Source organism: Shewanella glacialimarina (assembly GCF_020511155.1).
GTDB classification, from domain to species: domain Bacteria; phylum Pseudomonadota; class Gammaproteobacteria; order Enterobacterales; family Shewanellaceae; genus Shewanella; species Shewanella glacialimarina.
This window is the reverse complement of record NZ_CP041216.1, coordinates 857,201-877,304: the sequence shown is the minus strand read 5'-3', so window position 1 is coordinate 877,304 and position 20,104 is coordinate 857,201. Positions and strand designations below refer to the sequence as shown.

Genomic DNA, 20,104 nt, shown 5'->3' with positions numbered 1-20,104 from the left:
ATTGCCCCTAGCTTATCGACTATTAAGTTGAATAAAAATAGCAAAAAATGCCTTAAAGCATTCTATTTATTAGAATGGTTATCATAATAACAAAAGACACTGATAAGACTAAGGGGCCAAACTGTTAAAGTCGTTGTTGACAGTAATGTGAGTGGACATACGTAAAATGAACTCTTAGATTTTATCCGATATCACTCGGCCCTAAATCAATAAAACCCGATTAACACGCAATGTTAATCGGGTTTTATTAACGTTAAGCACACTTGCTTTAGTCGTTTATGAAGAGGCCTTCTCTAAGTATTTTTATTGCCTATCTTCAAGTGTATAGCCATTGGGCACATTAAATCGACTATCATTTATTTGTTTTTCAGACACTGAAGTGACTTCATATATATAACGTACCCTTGCATCTTTTTTCCACTCTGAAACAACACTGTCAACAACGTTATCTGCTTCATCTTTAATCAGATTACCAAAAAAATTTGTCGCTGCACTTTCAAGGCCTTGAGATAAATCGAGCCCAGCGTCAGATCGCTTTTTCTTCACAGTAGGGCAAGCTTCACTTTTTTGAAACCATTCCATTTTTATCGATAATGGGTAACCTTGAATAGTGGCTAGCTTTTCAGTAATGCTATTAAAATTTTGTTTATCATTTTTCTCTACGTCACCACTAAAAGCACTAATGGCTTTATAGCCATCTTTACCCAATAAACGGACTAAACCATTTTTGTCGCCTACCTGATTAAGATAGTTGTCAGTGGCTTTTTCATGAATTTTCCAAACGCCTTTCATGTCTGCCGTTGGGGTGGTGGTCCAAAATACAAATTGCAGTAAATTAAGGTCTATTTTACCGTTTTCATCTTTAAATTCGGTTGTCCAAGTCGCGGTATATTCCTGCGAGGCTAAGCCACCTATTTTACGAGTGTTATTAGTCGCAACGACTGTGAAGTCATTTTTATCTAACGTGACACTACAGCCTTTTTCTTCATAAGTTTCATATTCTTCTTCCTCATCTGAAGCGCTTTGGGTTTTAGCCATAAATTCTTCAAACACATTTTTACAACCACTGAGAGGACATTCACGATAGCTTTTTTTATCATGATCAACATGCCATAGTAGGTTTTCAGAAATCCTGAAAATATTAGTCTCATCGTAGTCTGCCCAACCCATATAAAAACTATCAAATTCCGCTTTTTGATCGATCGCACGCATATTTTCACGTGTATACACGGTTTGCGTACCTTTATGGTCCGGCAGATATAAACCATTGATAGTAAATTTTGCAGTAACCACTGCTGTCGGGTGCTTTGGTGTATTGTCAACTTGTGTCGCTGCACAAGCAGAAAGTGCACCCGCTACAGCAATTGCAGTAATTTTACGAGCAAGATTCATTTAAATTTCCTTATATTATTGAATTGGTTATTGCCACTACCCAGTGGTAAATAGACAAAATATTTTATGATGCCTTGGGATTAATTTGAAACTAAACCGCAATATTGTTCATAGTTAAACACCTTGATTAGGCCATTAAAATATGAGCAAATATCACAATATGAAGTCAGCTCTAGGTCTTTCTAGCCGATGACGAGTTAAAATTATGAGCAAGCTTTATGCTTATATAACGAGTCATTTACAGTTTGATGCTGACTCTGAGTGACTGAGTAGCTTGGGATGAATTGATATTGCCTAGCAGATAAGTTTTTCACTGAAATTCCTTTTTCATTGTTCTAGCCCATTATACATAGGTTCAATTATGTATCAGTTCCATTGAGTATGTTAATTATAACTGATTCAATATCCGTAATACACCCTATCTAAGTCTTGTTGGGTTCAGCAAGTCGCCTTAATTAAGTCGTTAATGGTTAATTTACAGATTGTTTGAGTAAGACACTGAGTTGTAGTTAAAGCCTAAACAATACCTTGGCCTACATATTTTTATATCTGCAGCAAAAAAAATATGCCCAAGTTATTAAACTTGAGCCTATTTACTGGCTATTTAAAGCCGCTGATAAACAAGCGGTACAACTTCGATCACTTGGCCTGATTACCGGGCTAAATAACTTAACTAGACGACTGAGCTAGATGATTGTGCCAAATTACGTAATACATAATGTAAAATCCCGCCATGTCGGTAGTAACTGAACTCATTAGGGGTATCAATACGGATTTTAGCTTCAAACGAATGTTGCTTACCCGTTTTGTCAGTTGCGGTCACTTTAACGTTTTTTTGCCCGGCACTTACCGCTGGAATACTAAATTGCTCTTCACCTGTGAGGTTCAGTGACTCAGCACTGTCGTCTGGCATAAACTGCAAGGGTAAAATGCCCATTCCCACTAGGTTAGAGCGATGAATACGCTCGTAACTTTGGGCTATTACCGCTTTAACGCCCAACAATGCTGGCCCTTTGGCTGCCCAGTCCCTTGAGCTACCGGTACCATATTCTCTACCTGCCAGCACAATACAAGGCGTTCCTTGTTGCTGATACTGCATCGCGGCATCAAATACAGTCATTGACTCACCGTTAGGCATTAAACGTGTCCAACAGCCTTCGGTTCCCGGTGCCAGCAAGTTTCTCAATCTTACATTGGCAAAGGTGCCGCGCATCATCACTTCATGGTTACCACGGCGCGAGCCATAAGAGTTAAAGTCTTGAATAGCCACACCAGCTTGTTGTAAATAGTCTCCGGCAGGGCTGTTGGGTGCAATAGATCCCGCCGGTGAAATATGGTCTGTTGTGACCGAGTCGCCCAATTTGAGTAAACAGCGGGCATTATCTATGCCTGTTATTGTAGGCACTTCGGCAGTGATGCCGTCAAAAAATGGCGGTTGTTTTACATAGGTAGAATCTGGCCAGTTATATTTCTGACTCTGCACGACCTCTAACCCTTGCCAATCGGCATCACCACTGTACACATCGGCATAACGCGACACAAACATATCACTTTGCACTGCGCTGGCCATGACCTGTTGAATTTCTTGATTGTCCGGCCAGATATCTTTTAAATAAACCGCATTACCATCAGCATCCTCGCCAAGTGACTCGCTGGCAATATCGGCTTTCATGTTACCGGCCAGTGCATACGCGACCACTAGCGGCGGCGATGCCAGGTAGTTAGCTTGTACTTCAGGATGAATACGACCATCGAAGTTACGGTTACCCGACAACACCGAACACACCTTTAACCTGCCCTGTTGTATTGCTTCACTAACGGGCTGAGGTAAAGGACCAGAATTACCAATACAGGTGGTACAACCGTAGCCTACTAACTGAAACCCTAGAGCATCTAAATCGACATTGAGACCCGATTTTATTAAATAATCTGTCACCACCTGCGAGCCAGGTGCAAAGCTGGTTTTTACCCAAGGTTTAACCTGTAAACCTTTTCGGCGGGCATTTCTGGCCAATAATCCGGCGGCGATTAACACAGATGGGTTGGAGGTATTAGTACAGCTGGTAATCGCGGCTATCACCACCGCGCCAGCTTCGAGGACAAAGTCTTTATCTCGATAGCGGCAAGCTACACCTTTACTGCCATCGGCGATCGGCACTTGCACTACAGGACCACCTTCGCTTTCGAGCTCATCTTTAGCTTGGGTTTCAACTTGGCTAACCGGAATTTGGCTGTCGAGCCACTGACGAAAACTGACACCTGCCTGCTCTAGTGCAATTCTATCCTGTGGCCTTTTAGGGCCGGCGATAGATGGCACAATACTGCCCAAATCTAACTGTAACGTGGCGTGATAACAGGCTTTGTTATCAGATGCGCTAGCCCACATATCCATCTTTTTGAGATACGCTTTTATCAGCTCGATACGATCCGGTTCGCGACCAGTAAGCGCTAAGTAATCTAAGGTTTGCTGATCAATCGGGAAAATGCCACAAGTCGCACCGTATTCAGGGGCCATATTAGCAATGGTTGCCCTATCAGCTAGGGTCAGTTGATCGACGCCGGCACCAAAAAACTCAACAAATTTACCGACAACGCCAAATGCGCGTAATTGCTCGGTGACGGTTAACACCAAATCGGTAGCGGTAACCCCTGGTGGTAATGTACCGGTAAATTCAAAGCCGACAATTTCGGGTAACAGCATGGTAACAGGTTGCCCCAGCATGGCAGCCTCGGCCTCAATACCACCTACGCCCCAGCCCAGCACACCAAGACCGTTAATCATGGTGGTATGAGAATCTGTACCGACTAACGTGTCGGGATATAATAAGTTGTCTTCATCTTCTTTGACAAAAACTACCCGAGCCAAATATTCTAAATTAATCTGATGCACGATACCGCGCCCTGGCGGGACCACTTTAAAGTTATCAAAAGCTTGCTGACCCCAACGCAGAAACTGGTAGCGTTCACGGTTTCGTTGAATTTCGATGGCGGTATTTTTTTGCAGCGCACCGGATTCGGCAAACACATCAACCATCACCGAATGGTCAATCACCAGTTCGACTGGATTGAGTGGATTAATCGCGTCAGCATTGCCACCTAATGTCTCGATAGCATCTCGCATTGCGGCCAAATCGACCACAGAGGGTACGCCAGTAAAATCTTGTAAAATAACTCTGGAAGGCACAAAAGCGATTTCGGTTTCGGACCAGTTATCTAAGTCCCAGCGTGCTAAGGTATCAATATCCTCTGGCTGGACAAATTCTGAGTTCTCATAACGCAGGAGATTTTCTAATAAGATTTTTGCGGCGAAGGGTAAGCGAGATAAATCGTAGTGTTCGGCTAATCGATCAAAGCTGTAATACCGAAAAGTTTTTCCCTTACTTTTAAGCTGTTTCAATAATTGCATAGAATGGTTCATTACCGATCTCCCTATAAACGTTTATGGGTACTTACTGCTAAGCTTACTCAACACACTAACATATCCTAATCAAAAACCGAGTCGGAAATCTTATGAGTGAAATGCCTATCGAACATGACAGCATGGGTAAAGTGAAGTGCCAGATGATGTTTGTTATCAGGCACAAACCCAACGAGCACGAGATAACTTCCAGTTTTCTGAACGACGTTTTCCTGCTGCTGCATTAGTCGCCTTACTCGATATAAAATCGGCGGCGGCACAGGCTAATAGCAACTTGGCTTGCTCGACAAACCTATTGCAACAGCCATTCAACAAGCGATTATAGCCAGTAAGCAGCTTGATTTTTCAACGCACTTTCCGCTAGACCTGTTTCAAACAGGCTCTGGCACCAGTTCTAATATGAATGTTAATGAAGTGATTGCCAGCCTGGCCAGCGATATTTGCAGGATAAAGTGCATCCCAATGATCATGTCAATATGGGTCAAAGCAGTAACGATGTGGTGCCCGCCTGTATTCATATTAGTACAGTGCGGCATTTAAAGACTCAATTGTATCCGGCTATTACAGATCTAAGTGACAGATTAAAATATTTAGCCAACAAGCATTCAAATCTGGTTAAAACCGGGCGCACTCATTTAATGGACGCCATGCCAATTACTTTGGAGCAAGAGCTATAATGTTGGCAGCAACAACTCAACGCTGCTAAGGCTAAGATGCAGCAAGCAGAGCTAAGCTTACATAACCTACCTTTAGGGGCCCGCAGTTGGTACTGGAGTTAATTGTGACCCACGTTTTGCCACACTGGCTTGTCGTTATTTGCAACAGCAAGATAAGCTACCCTGGCAAGCTGCACCGCTCCCCGCTTTATATATGAGTAGCCAAGATCACACCCTCGCAATGGCTTCAGCCTTAAAAGGATTAGCAGTCAGCTTAATGAAAATAGCTACTTAGAAAACCAAGGTTTTCGCCCTAAAAACAAGCAAGCAATTAGCCTAACCCTAACATTAGACAGCCAAGGCCAGACCTTAATACAGGAAACCTGGGACACGTACCTTGCCGACACGCGTTGGTACGGACCCTGGTTAAATTACCTCTTTCTGGCTTTAGGTATATTGGTGTTAGTCACCAGCCTTAGCGCAGCAATGATGACCGTTTACACCGTCATTTTAGCCATCAGACGCAAGGCGTTACCGACTCGATTTACTCTGCATTTAGCCTGCCTGCTATTGCCATTGATTTTTATCGGCCTCTATTTTTGCTTCTCTCAATTGCAATTGTGGGCGCTAAATAGCTTATCGCTATCGTCCATCAGCTTATGGATAATCAGCTGCCTGTGGCCATTCACTATTGCGTATTTTAGCTGGGCAGTATGGCAAAAAAGAGCTAGCCTAAACCTAAAACGTAGCCAGTGCTACCGGGCTATTGCACTGTTAAGTCAGTGGGGAATGGCCGCATATTTAATTCACTTCGGTACATTCAATTTGATGTTTTGGAGCTAGTAGATTGGCATCAATAAACACGAGTAAGCAGCCTGGGCGGCTTATTCTTTAACGGCTATAGAGTCATAGTCATTGCGGATGTATGTTGTTAAATGTTCAGCCCTGTGCATGATGAGGGCTTGGAACAAGAAGCTAATATCGACACTAAGCTATCGAAGACTAATAATTGTAGGTGTTAAATAAAAATGCCACTCATGATTTCGAAATTTACGGTTTACTCGAATGCTTCTTCGTATCATGGTATTGCCACAAAACGTTAATTATTTTCCACTCGTTATTTTCATTTTTATATAAGTGCATGTAATCAATCCAATCATCTACTGTTAATTTTACCGATGCAACTCGATTATCAATATCGAGTATGTTGATATCAACTTTGGGAGATGAAGGGAATTTATTACCATCTTTGTTGTAGTTTTCAGCCACCCATACCATAGTTTCAAAATCAGTCTCCATTATAATCTCTGAGCCATCTTTAGATTCCCAGTAAGTTCTTTTAGCTAATTTTTTATCTAAGCCTCTTTTCATTAAGTCCGGTTCGACTTTATGTTGTGACTCTATATAGTCGAGCACAGCTCTTTTTACATTTTGATTATCAATATTCGTATCAGCTGTTACGGCGCCAGAAAAAAGAATGGATAAGGTTAAAACAATAATGCGATACATTAGACTTCCTTGAGTAAGCTAACGAGCCTGTAGAATTACTCGTTTTCTTGTAATTTATTATTGAAATAAACATTAACTGACTTTCAGTCGTCATTCAATTTAAACCACTGTTTTTATTTATAATATTCATAGCATCGGGTTTTGGTGAGTTTAATACACTTTTGCAGGCGGTTACGTAGGGAAATACAGCAGTAAACAAAAATGCCACACATTATTTTGGTAGATTGGTCTATAAGCATCAGTTTTAAAATCTGTTAAAACAACCCTATAGGACATGACATTTGTCATCCTCTATTGTTGACACTTCACACTAACGTAAACATGCCGTTACCCAGATAATGTGTCTATACCAACAAGGAGGCTACATCATGCAATACAAATCATTAGACCAACAGTTAATTGAATACCGTCAACTACGCGCGTTAGCAATGCCCTTATCTGGCATGATTGTTTGGAGTTTATTATTGGCATTAAGCTTTGTATTACCCGCATCAGAAATGATAATGGCAGTATTTATCGGCACGGGATCAATTGTTTACCTAGCAATGGGCGTATCTCGTTTAACCGGTGAGAACATACAATTTAAGAAAAAGCATCAACGAAACTGGTTCGAAAGTGTATTTTTAGCCGCGATGGGCATGAGCTTACTTACCTTTGCGATTAGCATCCCGTTTTTTATGGAGAACTATCTCGCATTACCTTTTGCCCTAGCGGTACAAACAGGACTGATGTGGCTAGTCCATGGTGTTTTAGCAGCACAAAAAGTGGCTATAGTACATGCTGTTGTACGCACAGCAGCCTGTGTAACCGCCTTTTTACTTTGGCCTGAGCTAAGCTTTCAAATTCAGCCTTTTATTGTTGTATGCTGTTATGGTTTTACCATCCCCGTAATGGAGCTTAGCTGGCGCAGACAACAAACGCTTCATACCAGCTATTAGATCAACAATAACGACAGATACACCTTGATTGTATGAAGCGCTTAGGTTGAGCAAGCTAGTAATCTGTAACCAGTGCTAGCTTGTAGTGCAACAGGTTCAACTAGCTCAACACGATTGAAAAAGCGCTTAACCATATTAATTGAAAACCATATGAAATGCGTTGATGTATACCGGGATTACTCTGATTTTTAACGGCTTTAGCCATGGCAAAAAGATAATAAACCGCTGCTATTACTGAAAGCAGTGACAATACACGGAAATATAATGGGATAATTTCAGTCGTTGGACTTATAGCGATTAATATTGGCGCTACAATTAACGAAAGTAACATTATAAAACCAGCCCACGAATGCACCTTACAATTAAACGTTGGATTTTTAGTAAATGGGTCTGCATCCATAGGAAAATAACCTGCAACCCAAGTACCAACACCATGAAAAATGATCAACCAACCAGTTATATTGACTAGCATAGACACATTTGAAAGTTGGGTTAAATAGCTGCCAAAAAAGCAGAATAAAAAGCCTAAAGGGTAATTATTAATTAACGGAGATAATTTTTCAGTGGGGCTTCCTGTTGCACCTAACTCACTGCAAAATTGTTTAGAGTGACTGTAACCTGCATAGAATTTGCTTGCGATATAAACCCCAATGACAATCCAAACTGTAGCAATTACCCCTGAATAGATAGCAATATTTTCCAGCACAAATAATCCTTTAAAATTCAATAATTAAACCACAAAAAAAGCCTTCATGCCCACTCCCAAAAAACAGTAAAAATCAGCTCAAGCATCTAATAAGCTAACCGTTATTTTTAGGGTGATGTCATCTCAATTATCATTTTGAAAGAGCAAACAAAGTCTAGCTGTCTGTTTAATACTTAATCAAAAATCGAGGCCACGATGATTTTTATTTTATTGCAATCATAATGTACAAAAATATTTTACTAAGCTATAAATATTAAAGATTATAAAACTAATCATGAATATTTATAGAGTAAAGGAAGTCTATGAACATACGAGGCAGTCTCAGTAATGAGCGTGGTGAGGAATTATTATTCGCTAATACTCCCAGAACAAAACGAACTGACGGCCATGACTCAAAATTACCTGCAAAAACATCAACATGGAAAGTGTTAATTATTGATGATGATCAGGACATTCATGACGTTTCACAGCTAGTGCTTAATGATGTTACGTTTAAAGAACGTAAGATCCATTTTATACATGGATATTCAGGTAAAGAAGCCCGTGAAATGATGGCATTACATCCCGACGCAGCTGTTTTATTGCTGGATGTGGTGATGGAAAATGATACCGCAGGGCTTGATACCGTAAGATATATTCGTGAAGAACTGCAAAATAGAACGGTTAGAATTATTTTACGAACAGGTCAGCCCGGTCAAGCCCCTGAGCATAAAATTGTACGCTTATATGATATCAATGATTACCTAGAAAAAAGCAAACTTACCTCGCAATACCTAGAAACAGCGATGATCACTTCACTGAGATCCTATGATGATATTTGCACCATTAACCAACTATCGACAAACAACGACAATTTAGAATCATTGGTAAAAGCAAGAACTCAGGACTTAATTGAAGTAAACGATCAACTACAACAACAAATGGTGATCAAAAACCAAAGTCTCGAAGCTCTTCAGCGCAGCGAAGATCGACTCGCTGAGGCTCAAAGAATTGCTAAAATAGGCCATTTTGAATGGTCAATTACAAATGATAGTGTTTCTTGCTCGGAACAAATATATCGCATATTCCAACTTCCCGAAGGCAAGAGGTTTATTTTACAAGAAGATTTTATCGCTAAATTAGCAATTGAAGATCAACATTATGTTTTGGATATTTTCAAGCAAACAATCCGAGAACAAAAACCCTATGATATAGAGCATCATGTTCTGCTTGACGATGGAACCGCCCTTTTTATAAGGCACCAAGGTGATGTCTCGATTAGCCCAGATGGTCAGATAATTCACATAGTTGGCACCTTACAAGATATTACAGAGCGGCGTAATGCTGAACTTGAAATGCGTAAACTGGCAACGGCTATTGAGCAAATAGCCGATGGCATTATGATAACGAACAAGGAAGGTATTATTGAATATGTAAATCCGGCTATGTGTCAGATGACTGGATACACAAAAGAAGAACTCATAAACCGTACTCCTCGAATATTAAAATCAGATAAACAGAATGATCGCTTTTATCATCGACTTTGGAAAACAATTCAAAGAGGCTCAATTTTTAATGAGATTATTATTAATAGGCATAAAAGCGGACGCCTTTACTATGAAGAGAAAACAATAACCCCACAGCTCAATAGCCTAGGTGAAATTACTAGCTATATATCTAGCGGCAAAGACATTACGGACCGTATTGAGGCACAAGAGAACCTCTATCACCTCGCTCATCATGACTCACTAACAGGCTTACCAAATCGTGTTTTGTTCCTCGATCGTCTCGAGCAAGCAATTAAAACAGCACATTGGAGAAACCGTATCCTGGCGGTATTATTTTTAGACGTAGATAGATTCAAAATCATTAATGACTCACTTGGCCACCACGTTGGTGATTTATTGCTCAATGAAATGGCGCAAAGGTTATCAGACTGCATGCGTGCTGATGATACTGTTGCCCGTTTTGGTGGCGATGAGTTTGCCATTATGTTAAATGACATCGCAGCGGTAGACGATATTGCGGCTATAGCGCAAAAGATACTGAGCTCACTTTCTGAAGTCTACTTATATGAAGATTTTGAATTATTTATTACAGCCAGCATTGGGATCAGTCTTTACCCTGATCACGGAATTAATGCACAATTACTCCTTAAAAATGCAGATGCCGCTATGTATCTTGCTAAAGGAAGTAGTAGGAATTCATTTCAATTTTATACCTCTGAAATTGAACAAATTACATTAAACCGCCTAACGCTTGAATCTGGATTACGCCGCGCATTAGAGCGTGACGAATTCAAATTATATTATCAACCTCAGCTAAGTTTAACCTCCTGCAAAATTGAGGCATATGAAGCATTGCTTCGCTGGCAACATCCTGAACATGGCTTAATTTCTCCCGACAGTTTTATTCCTCTATTAGAAGAGACTGGCATGATTATACCGGTTGGGCATTGGGTGTTGCAGACCGCTTGTCAGCAGGAAAAAGCCAATCAATCTGCAGGAAAAGTGGCAAAAAAAGTCGCTGTTAATATTTCCATTCACCAATTCAAAGAAAAAAACTTTGTTGAAATGGTCCATGAAATACTTATCAAAACAGGACTAGAGGCGAAATACCTTGAGCTTGAAGTCACCGAAGGCATATTAATAGATAATATTACTGAAACCGCCGAAAAATTACATGAGCTGCATAATTTGGGGGTATCACTATCGATAGATGATTTCGGAACCGGATACTCTTCGATGAATTACCTAAGAAGAATGCCCTTTGATCTGTTGAAAATTGATAGATCATTCATCACAGATGTTACAACCAATAAAGATGATAGAGCCATTGCCTCTGCAATTATAACCTTAGCTCACTCAATTGGGCTGAATGTCATTGCCGAAGGTGTCGAAACTACTGAGCAATTGAGTTTTCTGGACGAATTAGGCTGCGATTCAATTCAAGGGTATCTCTGTAGCCCTCCTCTTCCTGCCGAGCAAGCATTTGAAATTAAAGTAGACCAATACAAAAATTGGAAAAACTATTTAAGACATTGCAACAGGTAATTACTTTCAACGACGACGGAAAATAATCATGAATGAGATAAAGGTAAACAATATCCAATTAGATCATCTCAGTATCCCGCTTGAACGTGATGCTTTTTTTCGCTCGGTTATTCGAGGGATCTCAGGGCAATTAGAGGACCTTATCGGCCTTGATGAAGCATCGGGATTTATCAGTATCGTCGGGCAAGAGATTGGCACTGAAATCAATGATAGCTATAAAAAAGAATTACAGGTCTCCAAACTAAGTAGAGACCAAATTTGTGGGGTATTACAAGACCTCAAAACTCGTATAAAAGGCAATTTTCATATTATTAGCGTGGATGAAAATAAGGTTATCTTTGGTAATAACGCTTGTCCATTTGGTGATAAAGTTCATGGCCGCCCGTCATTATGTATGATGACATCTAACGTTTTTGGCACCATAGCGGCTGAAAATAACGGCTATGCCAAAGTCACTCTAGATAAAACAATTGCTCGAGGCGATAAATGTTGCCATGTCACAGTGTATTTTCAACTAACTGACGAGGCAGAAGAGGCCGAAGGTAGAGAGTACTACGAGGGAAGTTAATCAATATGCTGCCAGAGAACTTCGTTAAAATCACCAATGCGCTTCAATCGCCTCATTTATTACTCACCAATAAAGGCATTATCATGTCCTTTAACAGCCGCGCTAAATATATATTTCCGTTACTAAAAGTAACAAGCTCTATAATTCACATCAGTGAACTCTTAAATGAAAGCCCTGATAAAATAGAGCGGCTGTTAAAAATGTGGTCTCGCACTCAAACTCCCCTCCCCTCAAGCTTGGTATTTCATGAACAAAATGAGTCTAGTTCGACATACCGATGTAATGGGAGTGCGATTAGATCCGTGCTAATAATCATCAGCCCTTGATCATGTTGCAATGTAACAATAAAGAACAATCCACGGCGATTTTTGCAACCCTTAATCTAAAAATTGAGCAACTAAAAAATGAAATAAAAGAACGTCATTATACTGAACAACAAATTCTTTTACTCAATAAAAACCTGGAGCAATCTATAAATGAAAGAACAGCGGAACTACAACATAAAAACCAAGAACTAAATCGTTTTTTAGCCGAATTAAAGAGCGCTCAAGATCAAATTATTCGCTCTGAACGTTTAGCATCCTTGGGGGGAATGGTTGCCGGCGTAGCACACGAAATCAATAATCCAGTCGGGGTTTGTTTAACGGCATCATCTCATCTGACTCAACAAGTTAGCTTTTACCAAACGCTTTATCATCAAGATAAATTGACTCGTAATGATTTAGAGAAATTTTTAGAGACGGCCTCTAAATCTTCGACAATTATCGAGTCCAACCTTAACCGTGCAGCCAGTCAAATAGGACGCTTTAAACAGTTAGCGGTAGATCAATCAAATGATGAAAAACGCTTTATAAATGTAAAAAAATATCTCACTGAACTTCTTTTAAGTCTGCAGCCCTATTTTGAAAATACATCACACACATGGAATATTATTTGTGATAAAGCGCTGACAATAGAAACCTATCCTGGTGCGATTGGGCAAATTATCACTAACCTCATCAGTAACTCAATGACCCACGGATTAGTTGATATTGACAATGGAGAAATTGAAATCAAAATAATCCAAAACAAAGGTTTGATTCAATTTCACTATAAAGACAATGGAATTGGTATCCCACTGCATGACAGAGCAAAGGTTTTCGATCCATTTTTCACCACCAAACGCAACCAGGGCGGAAGTGGCTTAGGAATGAATATTGTTTATAACCTTGTCACAGGAAAACTAGGCGGAAATATCAGTATTGAAAATAAACAGAGTAACGGTGCGTATTTCTTTTTTACCATTCCAGAGTCGCTGTAACAATACATTGTTTGTTAATGGTTGATCAGTATTCTGCAGGAATATTTAATCTATTAAGAATATCCTACCTACTCGAGCGAATGTCACCGCGCTTGTCTTGCCGAATTATCCTGCCGTATCTTCAACCAGTACCATGTAGTCTTTTACACTGAACATTAACCCGTTAGGCATGTTTAAGCGCTCATTACCCACCCACAAAAGGCAATAACTCTTTGGGTTGCTCGCCTTTTATAGCTGAATTTATTCGACGCTGAATGCTGGTGTAGTCTGAGCTTTCGGGGATTACTGCTATTTTCGTGCGAATGGGCCTTTCTGTTGATGAATAGAGGTCAACATAAGCCATACAACTCAGTACAGCAGCCTCATCTAACAGGGCTTGTGATTTAAACCGCCCTTCACACAAACTTATTGGGAATCAATTTGAACAGCTTTAGCTGGCCCGAAGGGTGAGTGCCGTAGATGGCAGCGAATAAAATCTGCCTGTGCACTTATCTTCTTTGTTGGCCATTAGCACAATAGGCTCACTCAAGGAGCGCATCAACCAACAGATATCGATCTGGCATTGACGATATTGGGTTATGCAATCATTCACGGGTTTCATTTCAAATTCATTTAGGTCTTCACTGTTAACAAATTTTTGCGTCAGTAATGTCCCTTTAAAGCCTTTGTGCCATTGAACTAACACTTCTTCATCTAACCAGTGTTTCGCTTTATCTGCATCCACTTTAATCACTACATGTAAATGATTATTCATCACGGCATAAGCGCCGATATCAATGGCAAAGATGATCGCCAATTCAAGAATTCGAGCATCTAGCCATTCGCGTCGATGTTCAAAGTTCTCTCCCATTGAATTATTAAAACCGTACAGAAAAGCTTTGCACAGCAACGGCGAACTTATTGGGGCAGTTTATCCACTACCAGCAATAGCTTAGTGATGTTTGCAACGCGCTAGTGTTGGCAAGCGAACAGACAGATCCGGTCAATTGACTGATAATCCACTGGAGCTAGCGTCAACGGCGTTTCCCTATCAGATTCGAAAGGAGCAACCATGTCGACAATCACCACCATTAATCCCGCGACCGAAAAAGAAATCCATACCTACGACATCATGACCGAAAAGCAGGCGACGGATCGGCTTGAGTCCTGCCATGGGGCGTTTCTGCAATGGCGTGAACTGACCCATAAGGAGCGGGCCCCCTACCTCAAGATGATCGCTCAAAAATTGCTCGACAATGCCGATGAATTAGCCGCCTTAATGACCAACGAAACCGGCAAGCTCCTCAAGGATGGACACGTTGAGGTCGAACTCTGTGCAGCGATCTTTAATTACACCGCTGAAAATGGACCCGACGCGCTAGCCGATGAAGAGCGTGTGCAAGGACTCAACGGTAAACGCGGCGTCATCAGTTATCAGCCCATCGGCGTTATCTATTCGATCCAGCCTTGGAACTTTCCCCTTTACCAGCCGGTTCGTGTACTGGCATCCAATCTGATGGCTGGTAATGGCTGTGTTCTGAAGCACGCCAGCATCTGCACCGGCTCCGGTCTTCGTTTGCGTGAATTGTGCATTGAGGCCGGCTTGCCCGAGGACCTGTTCCAGGTTCTGGTGATTGACCACGATACCAGCGACAAGCTGATAGCTCACCCTAAGGTCCGTGGTGTCACAATGACCGGCAGCGATGGCGCTGGGCGACACATAGGTCCTGTGGCCGCCAAGGAATTAAAGAAGACGGTACTCGAACTGGGGTCAAATGACGCTTACCTGGTGCTTGAAGATGCCGATATCGAAACCGCCGTAAAATTTTCGGTAATGGGTCGACTTTACAACAACGGAGAGACCTGCGTTTCTGCCAAGCGGTTCATCGTGACCGATAAGGTCTATGACGCCTTTGTCGAGGCCTTCGTCGCTCAAATGCAAAAGATCAACATGGGTGACCCCACGGATAAGAATACCCAGCTTGGCCCGCTTTCCAGCCAGGAGCAGTTTGACACAGTCAAGGAGCAAGTTGACGCCAGCGTCGCCAAGGGGGCAAAAATCCTCTGCGGTGGCGAAGTGCCAAACCGCACGGGTGCTTATTATCCCGCTACTGTGCTAGCAGACCTCACGTCAGGAATGCCGGCCTACGACGATGAAATCTTCGGGCCGGTCGCGTCGATTATCCGCGCCAGTGATGATGAGGACGCCATGCGGCTGGCTAATGACAGCCGCTATGGACTCGGCGGTGGGATCTTTTCAAAGGACGAGGAGCGTGCCCTCAAACTGGCCCGCGATTACTTCGACACAGGCATGATCCGCATTAATTCGTTTGGGGCTGCTGATCCGAACATGCCATTTGGCGGGGTCAAGAATTCCGGGTACGGACGTGAACACGGTGGCTTTGGTATGAAGGAGTTCGTCAACGTAAAGTCGATTTTTCTGCCCTGACCTGGCTTTAAACCCACAATTTCGCCCATTTCATTCAACATTAAGGATTTCTCTATGAGCATGAACATTCTTGTCGCCGGTGCCACCGGCAAAACGGGCCAGCATCTGGTCCAGTACCTGATAGATCAGGGCCACAAGCCGATAGCACTGGTTCGCGAAAGTTCAGATACCAGTTCACTGCCCCAGGGCGTAGATATGCGTCATGGTGACCTAACAGACCTAGAAACCGGTCTGTGCGACGGCATGGACGCGGTGATCTTTGCCGCTGGCTCGGGAGGAAACACAGGCCCTGAAATGACCAGGAAAGTGGATCGGGACGGCGCTAAACGACTGATTGATCTGGCGAAGCAATCAGGCGTGAAGCGTTTCGTGATGCTCAGCTCGATCGGCGCAGATCAATCCAACCCCACAGGGAACATGGCCCCTTACCTGAATGCCAAACACGAAGCGGACGAATACCTCAAGGCTTCCGGAGTAACCTACTCGATCCTGCGCCCCGTGGCATTGACCAACAAGAGCCGCGGCACGGATGTGATCCTGGGTGAGGACGTCGACAAATCGGCCAAGGCGTCTCGAGCGGATGTGGCCCATGTACTGGCAGAGGCTGCCACTACAGGCCGTTACGACGGTACAGCGCAGAATATGCAGTCAGCCTGACCGTCGCGTCACTGGCGTAACACCAGGCTATGAACCGTTAACTTGTAATATTCAATCATTCATTTAAACAGGAGAAAATTCATGTCAGAGATCAATAGCAAAGTCGTTATCATTACCGGTGCCAGCAGCGGTCTGGGCAAAGCCACAGCACTACGCCTGGCAAAGGGTGGCGCCAAACTGGTGCTTGCTGCCCGCCGCGAGGAACGCCTTGTGGAGCTGCGTGACACTATCAAGGAGCTGGGTGGTGACGCTATTTATCAGGTTACCGACGTCACTGACCGCGCTCAGGTCGAGTCGCTGGCCAAGGCAGCGAAGGAAGCGTATGGCCGCATCGACGTACTAGTCAACAACGCTGGCCTGATGCCGCTGTCGCCCCTAGATGAACTCAAGGTCGACGAGTGGGAGACGATGATTGATGTCAATATCAAAGGCGTGCTCTACGGCATTGCCGCGGTGCTGCCGACCATGCGCGAGCAGCATGTTGGCCACATTATCAATCTCTCGTCGATAGCCGGGCATAAGGTCTTTCCCGCGTCCGCCGTTTATTCCGCTACCAAGTTTGCCGTGAAGGCGATATCCGAAGGCATTCGTCAGGAAGGCAATGGGGAAATTCGCTCCACCAATATTTCGCCTGGGGCCGTGGCGACCGAGCTGACCAGTAAAATCAGCGACCCCGATACTGCCAAGGGTGTTGATGAAATGTACGAGATGGCCATTGACCCTGATGCGATTGCGCGAGCAATTGCTTATGCCATCGAGCAGCCGGCAGATGTTGATGTCAACGAGATTATCATCCGCCCCACTAAGCAGCCGCTCTAGCCGCACAGCCACCCTATTGGACCGGAGCAATATGCAAACTGGCATGATAAAAGTTCAACGCTATTAGAAAATTTACCGATTTTTAAGGTCTTACAGCGTGGCAATCAAAAAGCCCATAACGACCTTAATCGATTGCAAAAACGAATGAGTAAGGCAAAAGCCTTATCAGCCTTACTCATAAGATTGAACGATTTGTCTATTTCATGTTGAAGAACAGGGCGGTGTTTGATGAACAACAATTCTTGACAAAATTTTGAGTAGCCATGTTATTAATGACAATTGTGAAGCTATAGAATAGAAAACTAAGGCCAAAAAGCTGTGGGTGAGCTGAGTACTATCTTGACTCACCGGGAGCGTCCGTATACGGCCATGTTAGTAGTTTATGTTTAGTCGTTAGAATAAACTCACTAATCTTGATCTTGAAAATCAGTTTTTAATTTCAAAAGCTTACGATTGTTGCTATGCAGTTCAGCCCACCCTTTTCTAAACCCTTCAACACTAAAGAAAAGTTCATCAAAACTACCATCACTGATGGCAATAGTTAAGCCGCGCTCAATACGATCTGCTAAGGCTTTGTCGTTTTTATTTACAAAAAAATAAATGGGCGATGGATAGTTGAGGAGCAATGATTCCTCTATGACCAAACCTTTGTTTGCATGGGCAGGTTGCTCCGCCCATATTTCATACAATCCTCGCGGAAAGTAATCAAAGCGTTTACTGGCTAGCATCGGGAACAAAGAATCGGATTGGGTCACGGTGACAAGTGGCATGTCATTAGCCGCCAATACATTCGCATCAGGCCACTGCGCACCTTGCCCTGCAACAAAACCTCGCAAATCCTGTAAGCTATTAATAAGATTAAACTTTACCTGATCATCCTTTCTAATCAAAAAGATACGATAGCTGTTAAGTCCTTTCAGAATTGAGATTTTAACTGGACGTAACTGCTGTTGACGCTCAGCACTGTTCGCTGTCCACATGACACTGAGTAAATGCGTATCTTTCGATAGTTCAGCAATAAGCCGATGAGTGGTATATTGCTCATTTAGATAGGATATCTTGTAAGGCCCATCTGTAATACTTGTTTTGTCTAACGCCAATGCCAACAGCTTTGGAAAATATGACACATGACTTTCAGCGAACTCCTTGCCTATTGGTATGTGTACTTGCAAAACAGCAGCATCAGATACAACTGACGTGTCTGCTACTAACCCTTCACTTGCATTGGCAGCATAGGTCAAACGGAGCAAGAACAGCACTGTGATCATCAGGAAAAAAAAGGCTGCAAAACAGCTTAGGTAAACACTATTACAATTGCGAATAAACTTGTGACCCAAGCCCCTTAGTAAAAACTTACCTATCGTCATGTAAAACTCCCTGTCATTACATCTTTAAGTATATATTTTACAATACGTAAATTATTGTAGTAACGTCAATATAACACTATATACGATAGTAAGGAGACACACAGTAGCTTATCTCAGTTGCTGCCAGTTAGAAGCGTATAACTTAGAAAATAATGCCATATATGGGCATTTTATTTATCGTTGAATATTGAGTGTGCACATACTTAATAGCATTGAAGCCTTCGCTAGTCGCGACAGTAACCTTCGCCGACACGAACTGACAGGCAGTTAGCTTTCTCGCTAAGCCACTTCATTCCTGTTTCAACACCGCTTGTTGCTCGCAGATGCTCTTTCACGCCATTGCGTTCAAACCTGATTTGATCTCCCACAGCAAGGCCTTTGAAGGTTTGCGGACCGTCTAGGTTTTGAATTGTAACCTCGTATTTTCCGCATCCACCGGCGAGCAGAAGAAATGTGCCCTCCGGTCCGGCCCACTTGCCAAGCCACTTATCCGCGGCATGAGCAGAACTCGCATTGGGAGAACTCACTGAGGCAACCGTTGCTGAGCTTGACTTGTGATCTTTGCATCCAGTGACGAGCAATGTCAGCATGGCACATACGATAAATGGCTGAAACCTTATATTCATTGGTGATACACGCATAAAAAGCCTAACGCCCGTTGAAGCCGTAAATGTAGTTGGCTAAAATATTGAACTAAGTGAAAACAGCCAACTCTATTTTTTCCGTTTAAAGGGCTTGTTGGCATAGTTATATACCGGAAAAATTAATAAGCGCTTCTTTTATATCTGCTGCAGCCTCTTCTGCAATGGCAGAAAATAAATTTCTTTCGTTTAAGAAAAACATTGAATCATCTTCTTGCCTAGAAATTGCTACGGTTTGTTTAGTTTTCACATCAACCACTTTGATAGTTGAATACAAATTTACGGCGAACTGGCTCTGACTAAATTTAACATTTCCATAGATAATAGCTGAGGCATTATTTTTTTCAGCTAATTTTAAAGCTTCGGATAACGTTATATAACTAGAGTCATTATTTGGAAACATTTCCTTGTACATATTTTTAACTAATTCAGGATCAACAATTTTAAAGTTGCTATCGGAGCCGAGCTCATATACAAATTTAGACTCAAATGAATCTATATATTCACTTTCCCCTATAATTGGTATTATTAAAATTTTGTTCCAAGTACCTGTTGGAAATTTTTCATTTATTTTAAGATTTGAACAAGCACTCAAAATAAACACTGACATTATTAAGACCACAAACTGAATTTTCTTCACTAAAACTTCCTTTCTAAATTTAAAATACACTCG

At 42.2% G+C, this 20,104-nt stretch carries 20 protein-coding genes and 1 pseudogene; 13 read left to right on the top strand and 8 right to left on the bottom strand.

Going from position 1 to position 20,104, the window contains the following annotated elements; all coding sequences use genetic code 11:
* Positions 1-303: 303 nt before the first annotated feature.
* Together FJ709_RS03690 and acnA are read right to left on the bottom strand one after the other, a co-directional pair.
* Positions 304-1,392: a hypothetical protein gene (locus tag FJ709_RS03690; RefSeq protein ID WP_226413570.1), complete on the bottom strand. Its 1,089-nt coding sequence runs from the start codon at positions 1,390-1,392 to the stop codon at positions 304-306.
* 673 nt (positions 1,393-2,065) lie between these two features.
* Positions 2,066-4,810, bottom strand: coding sequence for an aconitate hydratase AcnA (acnA, locus tag FJ709_RS03685; RefSeq protein WP_226413568.1), 2,745 nt, complete (start codon positions 4,808-4,810; stop codon positions 2,066-2,068).
* A 136-nt stretch (positions 4,811-4,946) separates the two neighbouring features.
* Here acnA and FJ709_RS03680 point away from each other — a divergent pair, with 136 nt between their 5' ends.
* The 5 genes from FJ709_RS03680 (at position 4,947) to FJ709_RS03670 (ending at position 6,309) form a co-directional block, all read left to right on the top strand.
* Positions 4,947-5,135: a hypothetical protein gene (locus FJ709_RS03680; protein ID WP_226413566.1), complete on the top strand. Its 189-nt coding sequence runs from the start codon at positions 4,947-4,949 to the stop codon at positions 5,133-5,135.
* Positions 5,090-5,350 (top strand): lyase family protein, encoded by a 261-nt coding sequence (locus FJ709_RS19665; RefSeq protein ID WP_404830007.1) that lies wholly within the window; start codon positions 5,090-5,092, stop codon positions 5,348-5,350. Before FJ709_RS03680 ends, FJ709_RS19665 begins: the two co-directional genes overlap by 46 nt.
* On the top strand, positions 5,287-5,487 hold the full coding sequence (locus FJ709_RS19595) for a lyase family protein (RefSeq protein ID WP_264177957.1): 201 nt from the start codon (positions 5,287-5,289) through the stop codon (positions 5,485-5,487). The genes FJ709_RS19665 and FJ709_RS19595 overlap by 64 nt, the downstream gene beginning before the upstream one ends.
* A 124-nt stretch (positions 5,488-5,611) precedes the next feature.
* Positions 5,612-5,761, top strand: a complete 150-nt coding sequence (locus tag FJ709_RS19660) for a hypothetical protein (protein WP_404830041.1) — start codon at positions 5,612-5,614, stop codon at positions 5,759-5,761.
* A gap of 164 nt (positions 5,762-5,925) precedes the next feature.
* Positions 5,926-6,309: a hypothetical protein gene (locus tag FJ709_RS03670; RefSeq protein ID WP_226413564.1), complete on the top strand. Its 384-nt coding sequence runs from the start codon at positions 5,926-5,928 to the stop codon at positions 6,307-6,309.
* A gap of 207 nt (positions 6,310-6,516) precedes the next feature.
* Here FJ709_RS03670 and FJ709_RS03665 read toward each other — a convergent pair whose 3' ends face one another.
* A complete protein-coding gene (locus tag FJ709_RS03665; protein ID WP_226413562.1) occupies positions 6,517-6,975 on the bottom strand; it encodes a nuclear transport factor 2 family protein in 459 nt (152 codons plus the stop codon).
* Between the two features lie 368 nt (positions 6,976-7,343).
* On the opposite strand from FJ709_RS03665, the gene FJ709_RS03660 reads away from it, so the two are divergent.
* Positions 7,344-7,913, top strand: a complete 570-nt coding sequence (locus FJ709_RS03660; RefSeq protein WP_226413560.1) for a DUF7010 family protein — start codon at positions 7,344-7,346, stop codon at positions 7,911-7,913.
* A gap of 100 nt (positions 7,914-8,013) precedes the next feature.
* On the opposite strand, the gene FJ709_RS03655 is transcribed toward FJ709_RS03660, so the two are convergent.
* Positions 8,014-8,619 (bottom strand): DUF998 domain-containing protein, encoded by a 606-nt coding sequence (locus FJ709_RS03655; protein ID WP_226413558.1) that lies wholly within the window; start codon positions 8,617-8,619, stop codon positions 8,014-8,016.
* Positions 8,620-9,044: 425 nt separating this feature from the next.
* On the opposite strand from FJ709_RS03655, the gene FJ709_RS03650 reads away from it, so the two are divergent.
* The 3 genes from FJ709_RS03650 (at position 9,045) to FJ709_RS03640 (ending at position 13,519) form a co-directional block, all read left to right on the top strand.
* On the top strand, positions 9,045-11,651 hold the full coding sequence (locus tag FJ709_RS03650; RefSeq protein WP_226413556.1) for a two-component system response regulator: 2,607 nt from the start codon (positions 9,045-9,047) through the stop codon (positions 11,649-11,651).
* Between the two features lie 28 nt (positions 11,652-11,679).
* Positions 11,680-12,219 (top strand): methanogen output domain 1-containing protein, encoded by a 540-nt coding sequence (locus tag FJ709_RS03645; RefSeq protein WP_226413554.1) that lies wholly within the window; start codon positions 11,680-11,682, stop codon positions 12,217-12,219.
* Between the two features lie 328 nt (positions 12,220-12,547).
* Positions 12,548-13,519, top strand: a complete 972-nt coding sequence (locus FJ709_RS03640; protein ID WP_226413551.1) for a sensor histidine kinase — start codon at positions 12,548-12,550, stop codon at positions 13,517-13,519.
* Positions 13,520-13,949: 430 nt separating this feature from the next.
* On the opposite strand, the gene FJ709_RS19625 is transcribed toward FJ709_RS03640, so the two are convergent.
* Positions 13,950-14,369, bottom strand: coding sequence for a hypothetical protein (locus tag FJ709_RS19625; RefSeq protein WP_319002891.1), 420 nt, complete (start codon positions 14,367-14,369; stop codon positions 13,950-13,952).
* Positions 14,370-14,570: 201 nt separating this feature from the next.
* Between FJ709_RS19625 and FJ709_RS03630 the strand changes: the two genes are divergently transcribed.
* The 4 genes and pseudogenes from FJ709_RS03630 to FJ709_RS03615 all read left to right on the top strand — a co-directional run.
* Positions 14,571-15,947 (top strand): NAD-dependent succinate-semialdehyde dehydrogenase, encoded by a 1,377-nt coding sequence (locus FJ709_RS03630; RefSeq protein WP_226413549.1) that lies wholly within the window; start codon positions 14,571-14,573, stop codon positions 15,945-15,947.
* A 54-nt stretch (positions 15,948-16,001) separates the two neighbouring features.
* Entirely contained in the window at positions 16,002-16,604 is a 603-nt protein-coding gene (locus tag FJ709_RS03625) for an SDR family oxidoreductase (RefSeq protein WP_226413547.1), read from the top strand.
* 81 nt (positions 16,605-16,685) lie between these two features.
* A complete protein-coding gene (locus FJ709_RS03620; RefSeq protein WP_226413545.1) occupies positions 16,686-17,423 on the top strand; it encodes an SDR family oxidoreductase in 738 nt (245 codons plus the stop codon).
* Positions 17,424-17,519: 96 nt separating this feature from the next.
* Positions 17,520-17,680, top strand: a pseudogene (locus tag FJ709_RS03615) (IS110 family transposase); the annotation flags it as partial.
* Positions 17,681-17,830: 150 nt separating this feature from the next.
* Here FJ709_RS03615 and FJ709_RS03610 read toward each other — a convergent pair.
* From FJ709_RS03610 to FJ709_RS03600, 3 genes are all read right to left on the bottom strand, one after another.
* Complete coding sequence (locus FJ709_RS03610; RefSeq protein WP_226413543.1) at positions 17,831-18,790, bottom strand: type 2 periplasmic-binding domain-containing protein; 960 nt, start codon at positions 18,788-18,790, stop codon at positions 17,831-17,833.
* 224 nt (positions 18,791-19,014) lie between these two features.
* The gene (locus FJ709_RS03605) at positions 19,015-19,158 is read right to left on the bottom strand and encodes a hypothetical protein (protein WP_226413541.1); all 144 of its coding nucleotides are present in this window, start codon (positions 19,156-19,158) and stop codon (positions 19,015-19,017) included.
* Positions 19,159-19,537: 379 nt separating this feature from the next.
* Complete coding sequence (locus FJ709_RS03600; RefSeq protein ID WP_226413539.1) at positions 19,538-20,071, bottom strand: hypothetical protein; 534 nt, start codon at positions 20,069-20,071, stop codon at positions 19,538-19,540.
* Positions 20,072-20,104: the final 33 nt, after the last annotated feature.

What these genes read in the sequence shown, in the direction of transcription:
- FJ709_RS03665 (WP_226413562.1), bottom strand. Translation starts at nt 6,975, where the DNA reads ATGTATCGCATTATTGTTTTAACCTTATCCATTCTTTTTTCTGGCGCC.
- FJ709_RS03620 (WP_226413545.1), top strand. Translation starts at nt 16,686, where the DNA reads ATGTCAGAGATCAATAGCAAAGTCGTTATCATTACCGGTGCCAGCAGC.
- FJ709_RS03645 (WP_226413554.1), top strand. Translation starts at nt 11,680, where the DNA reads ATGAATGAGATAAAGGTAAACAATATCCAATTAGATCATCTCAGTATC.
- FJ709_RS19625 (WP_319002891.1), bottom strand. Translation starts at nt 14,369, where the DNA reads ATGGGAGAGAACTTTGAACATCGACGCGAATGGCTAGATGCTCGAATT.
- FJ709_RS03690 (WP_226413570.1), bottom strand. Translation starts at nt 1,392, where the DNA reads ATGAATCTTGCTCGTAAAATTACTGCAATTGCTGTAGCGGGTGCACTT.
- FJ709_RS03625 (WP_226413547.1), top strand. Translation starts at nt 16,002, where the DNA reads ATGAGCATGAACATTCTTGTCGCCGGTGCCACCGGCAAAACGGGCCAG.
- acnA (WP_226413568.1), bottom strand. Translation starts at nt 4,810, where the DNA reads ATGAACCATTCTATGCAATTATTGAAACAGCTTAAAAGTAAGGGAAAA.
- FJ709_RS03610 (WP_226413543.1), bottom strand. Translation starts at nt 18,790, where the DNA reads ATGACGATAGGTAAGTTTTTACTAAGGGGCTTGGGTCACAAGTTTATT.
- FJ709_RS03660 (WP_226413560.1), top strand. Translation starts at nt 7,344, where the DNA reads ATGCAATACAAATCATTAGACCAACAGTTAATTGAATACCGTCAACTA.
- FJ709_RS03640 (WP_226413551.1), top strand. Translation starts at nt 12,548, where the DNA reads ATGTTGCAATGTAACAATAAAGAACAATCCACGGCGATTTTTGCAACC.
- FJ709_RS03630 (WP_226413549.1), top strand. Translation starts at nt 14,571, where the DNA reads ATGTCGACAATCACCACCATTAATCCCGCGACCGAAAAAGAAATCCAT.
- FJ709_RS19595 (WP_264177957.1), top strand. Translation starts at nt 5,287, where the DNA reads ATGGGTCAAAGCAGTAACGATGTGGTGCCCGCCTGTATTCATATTAGT.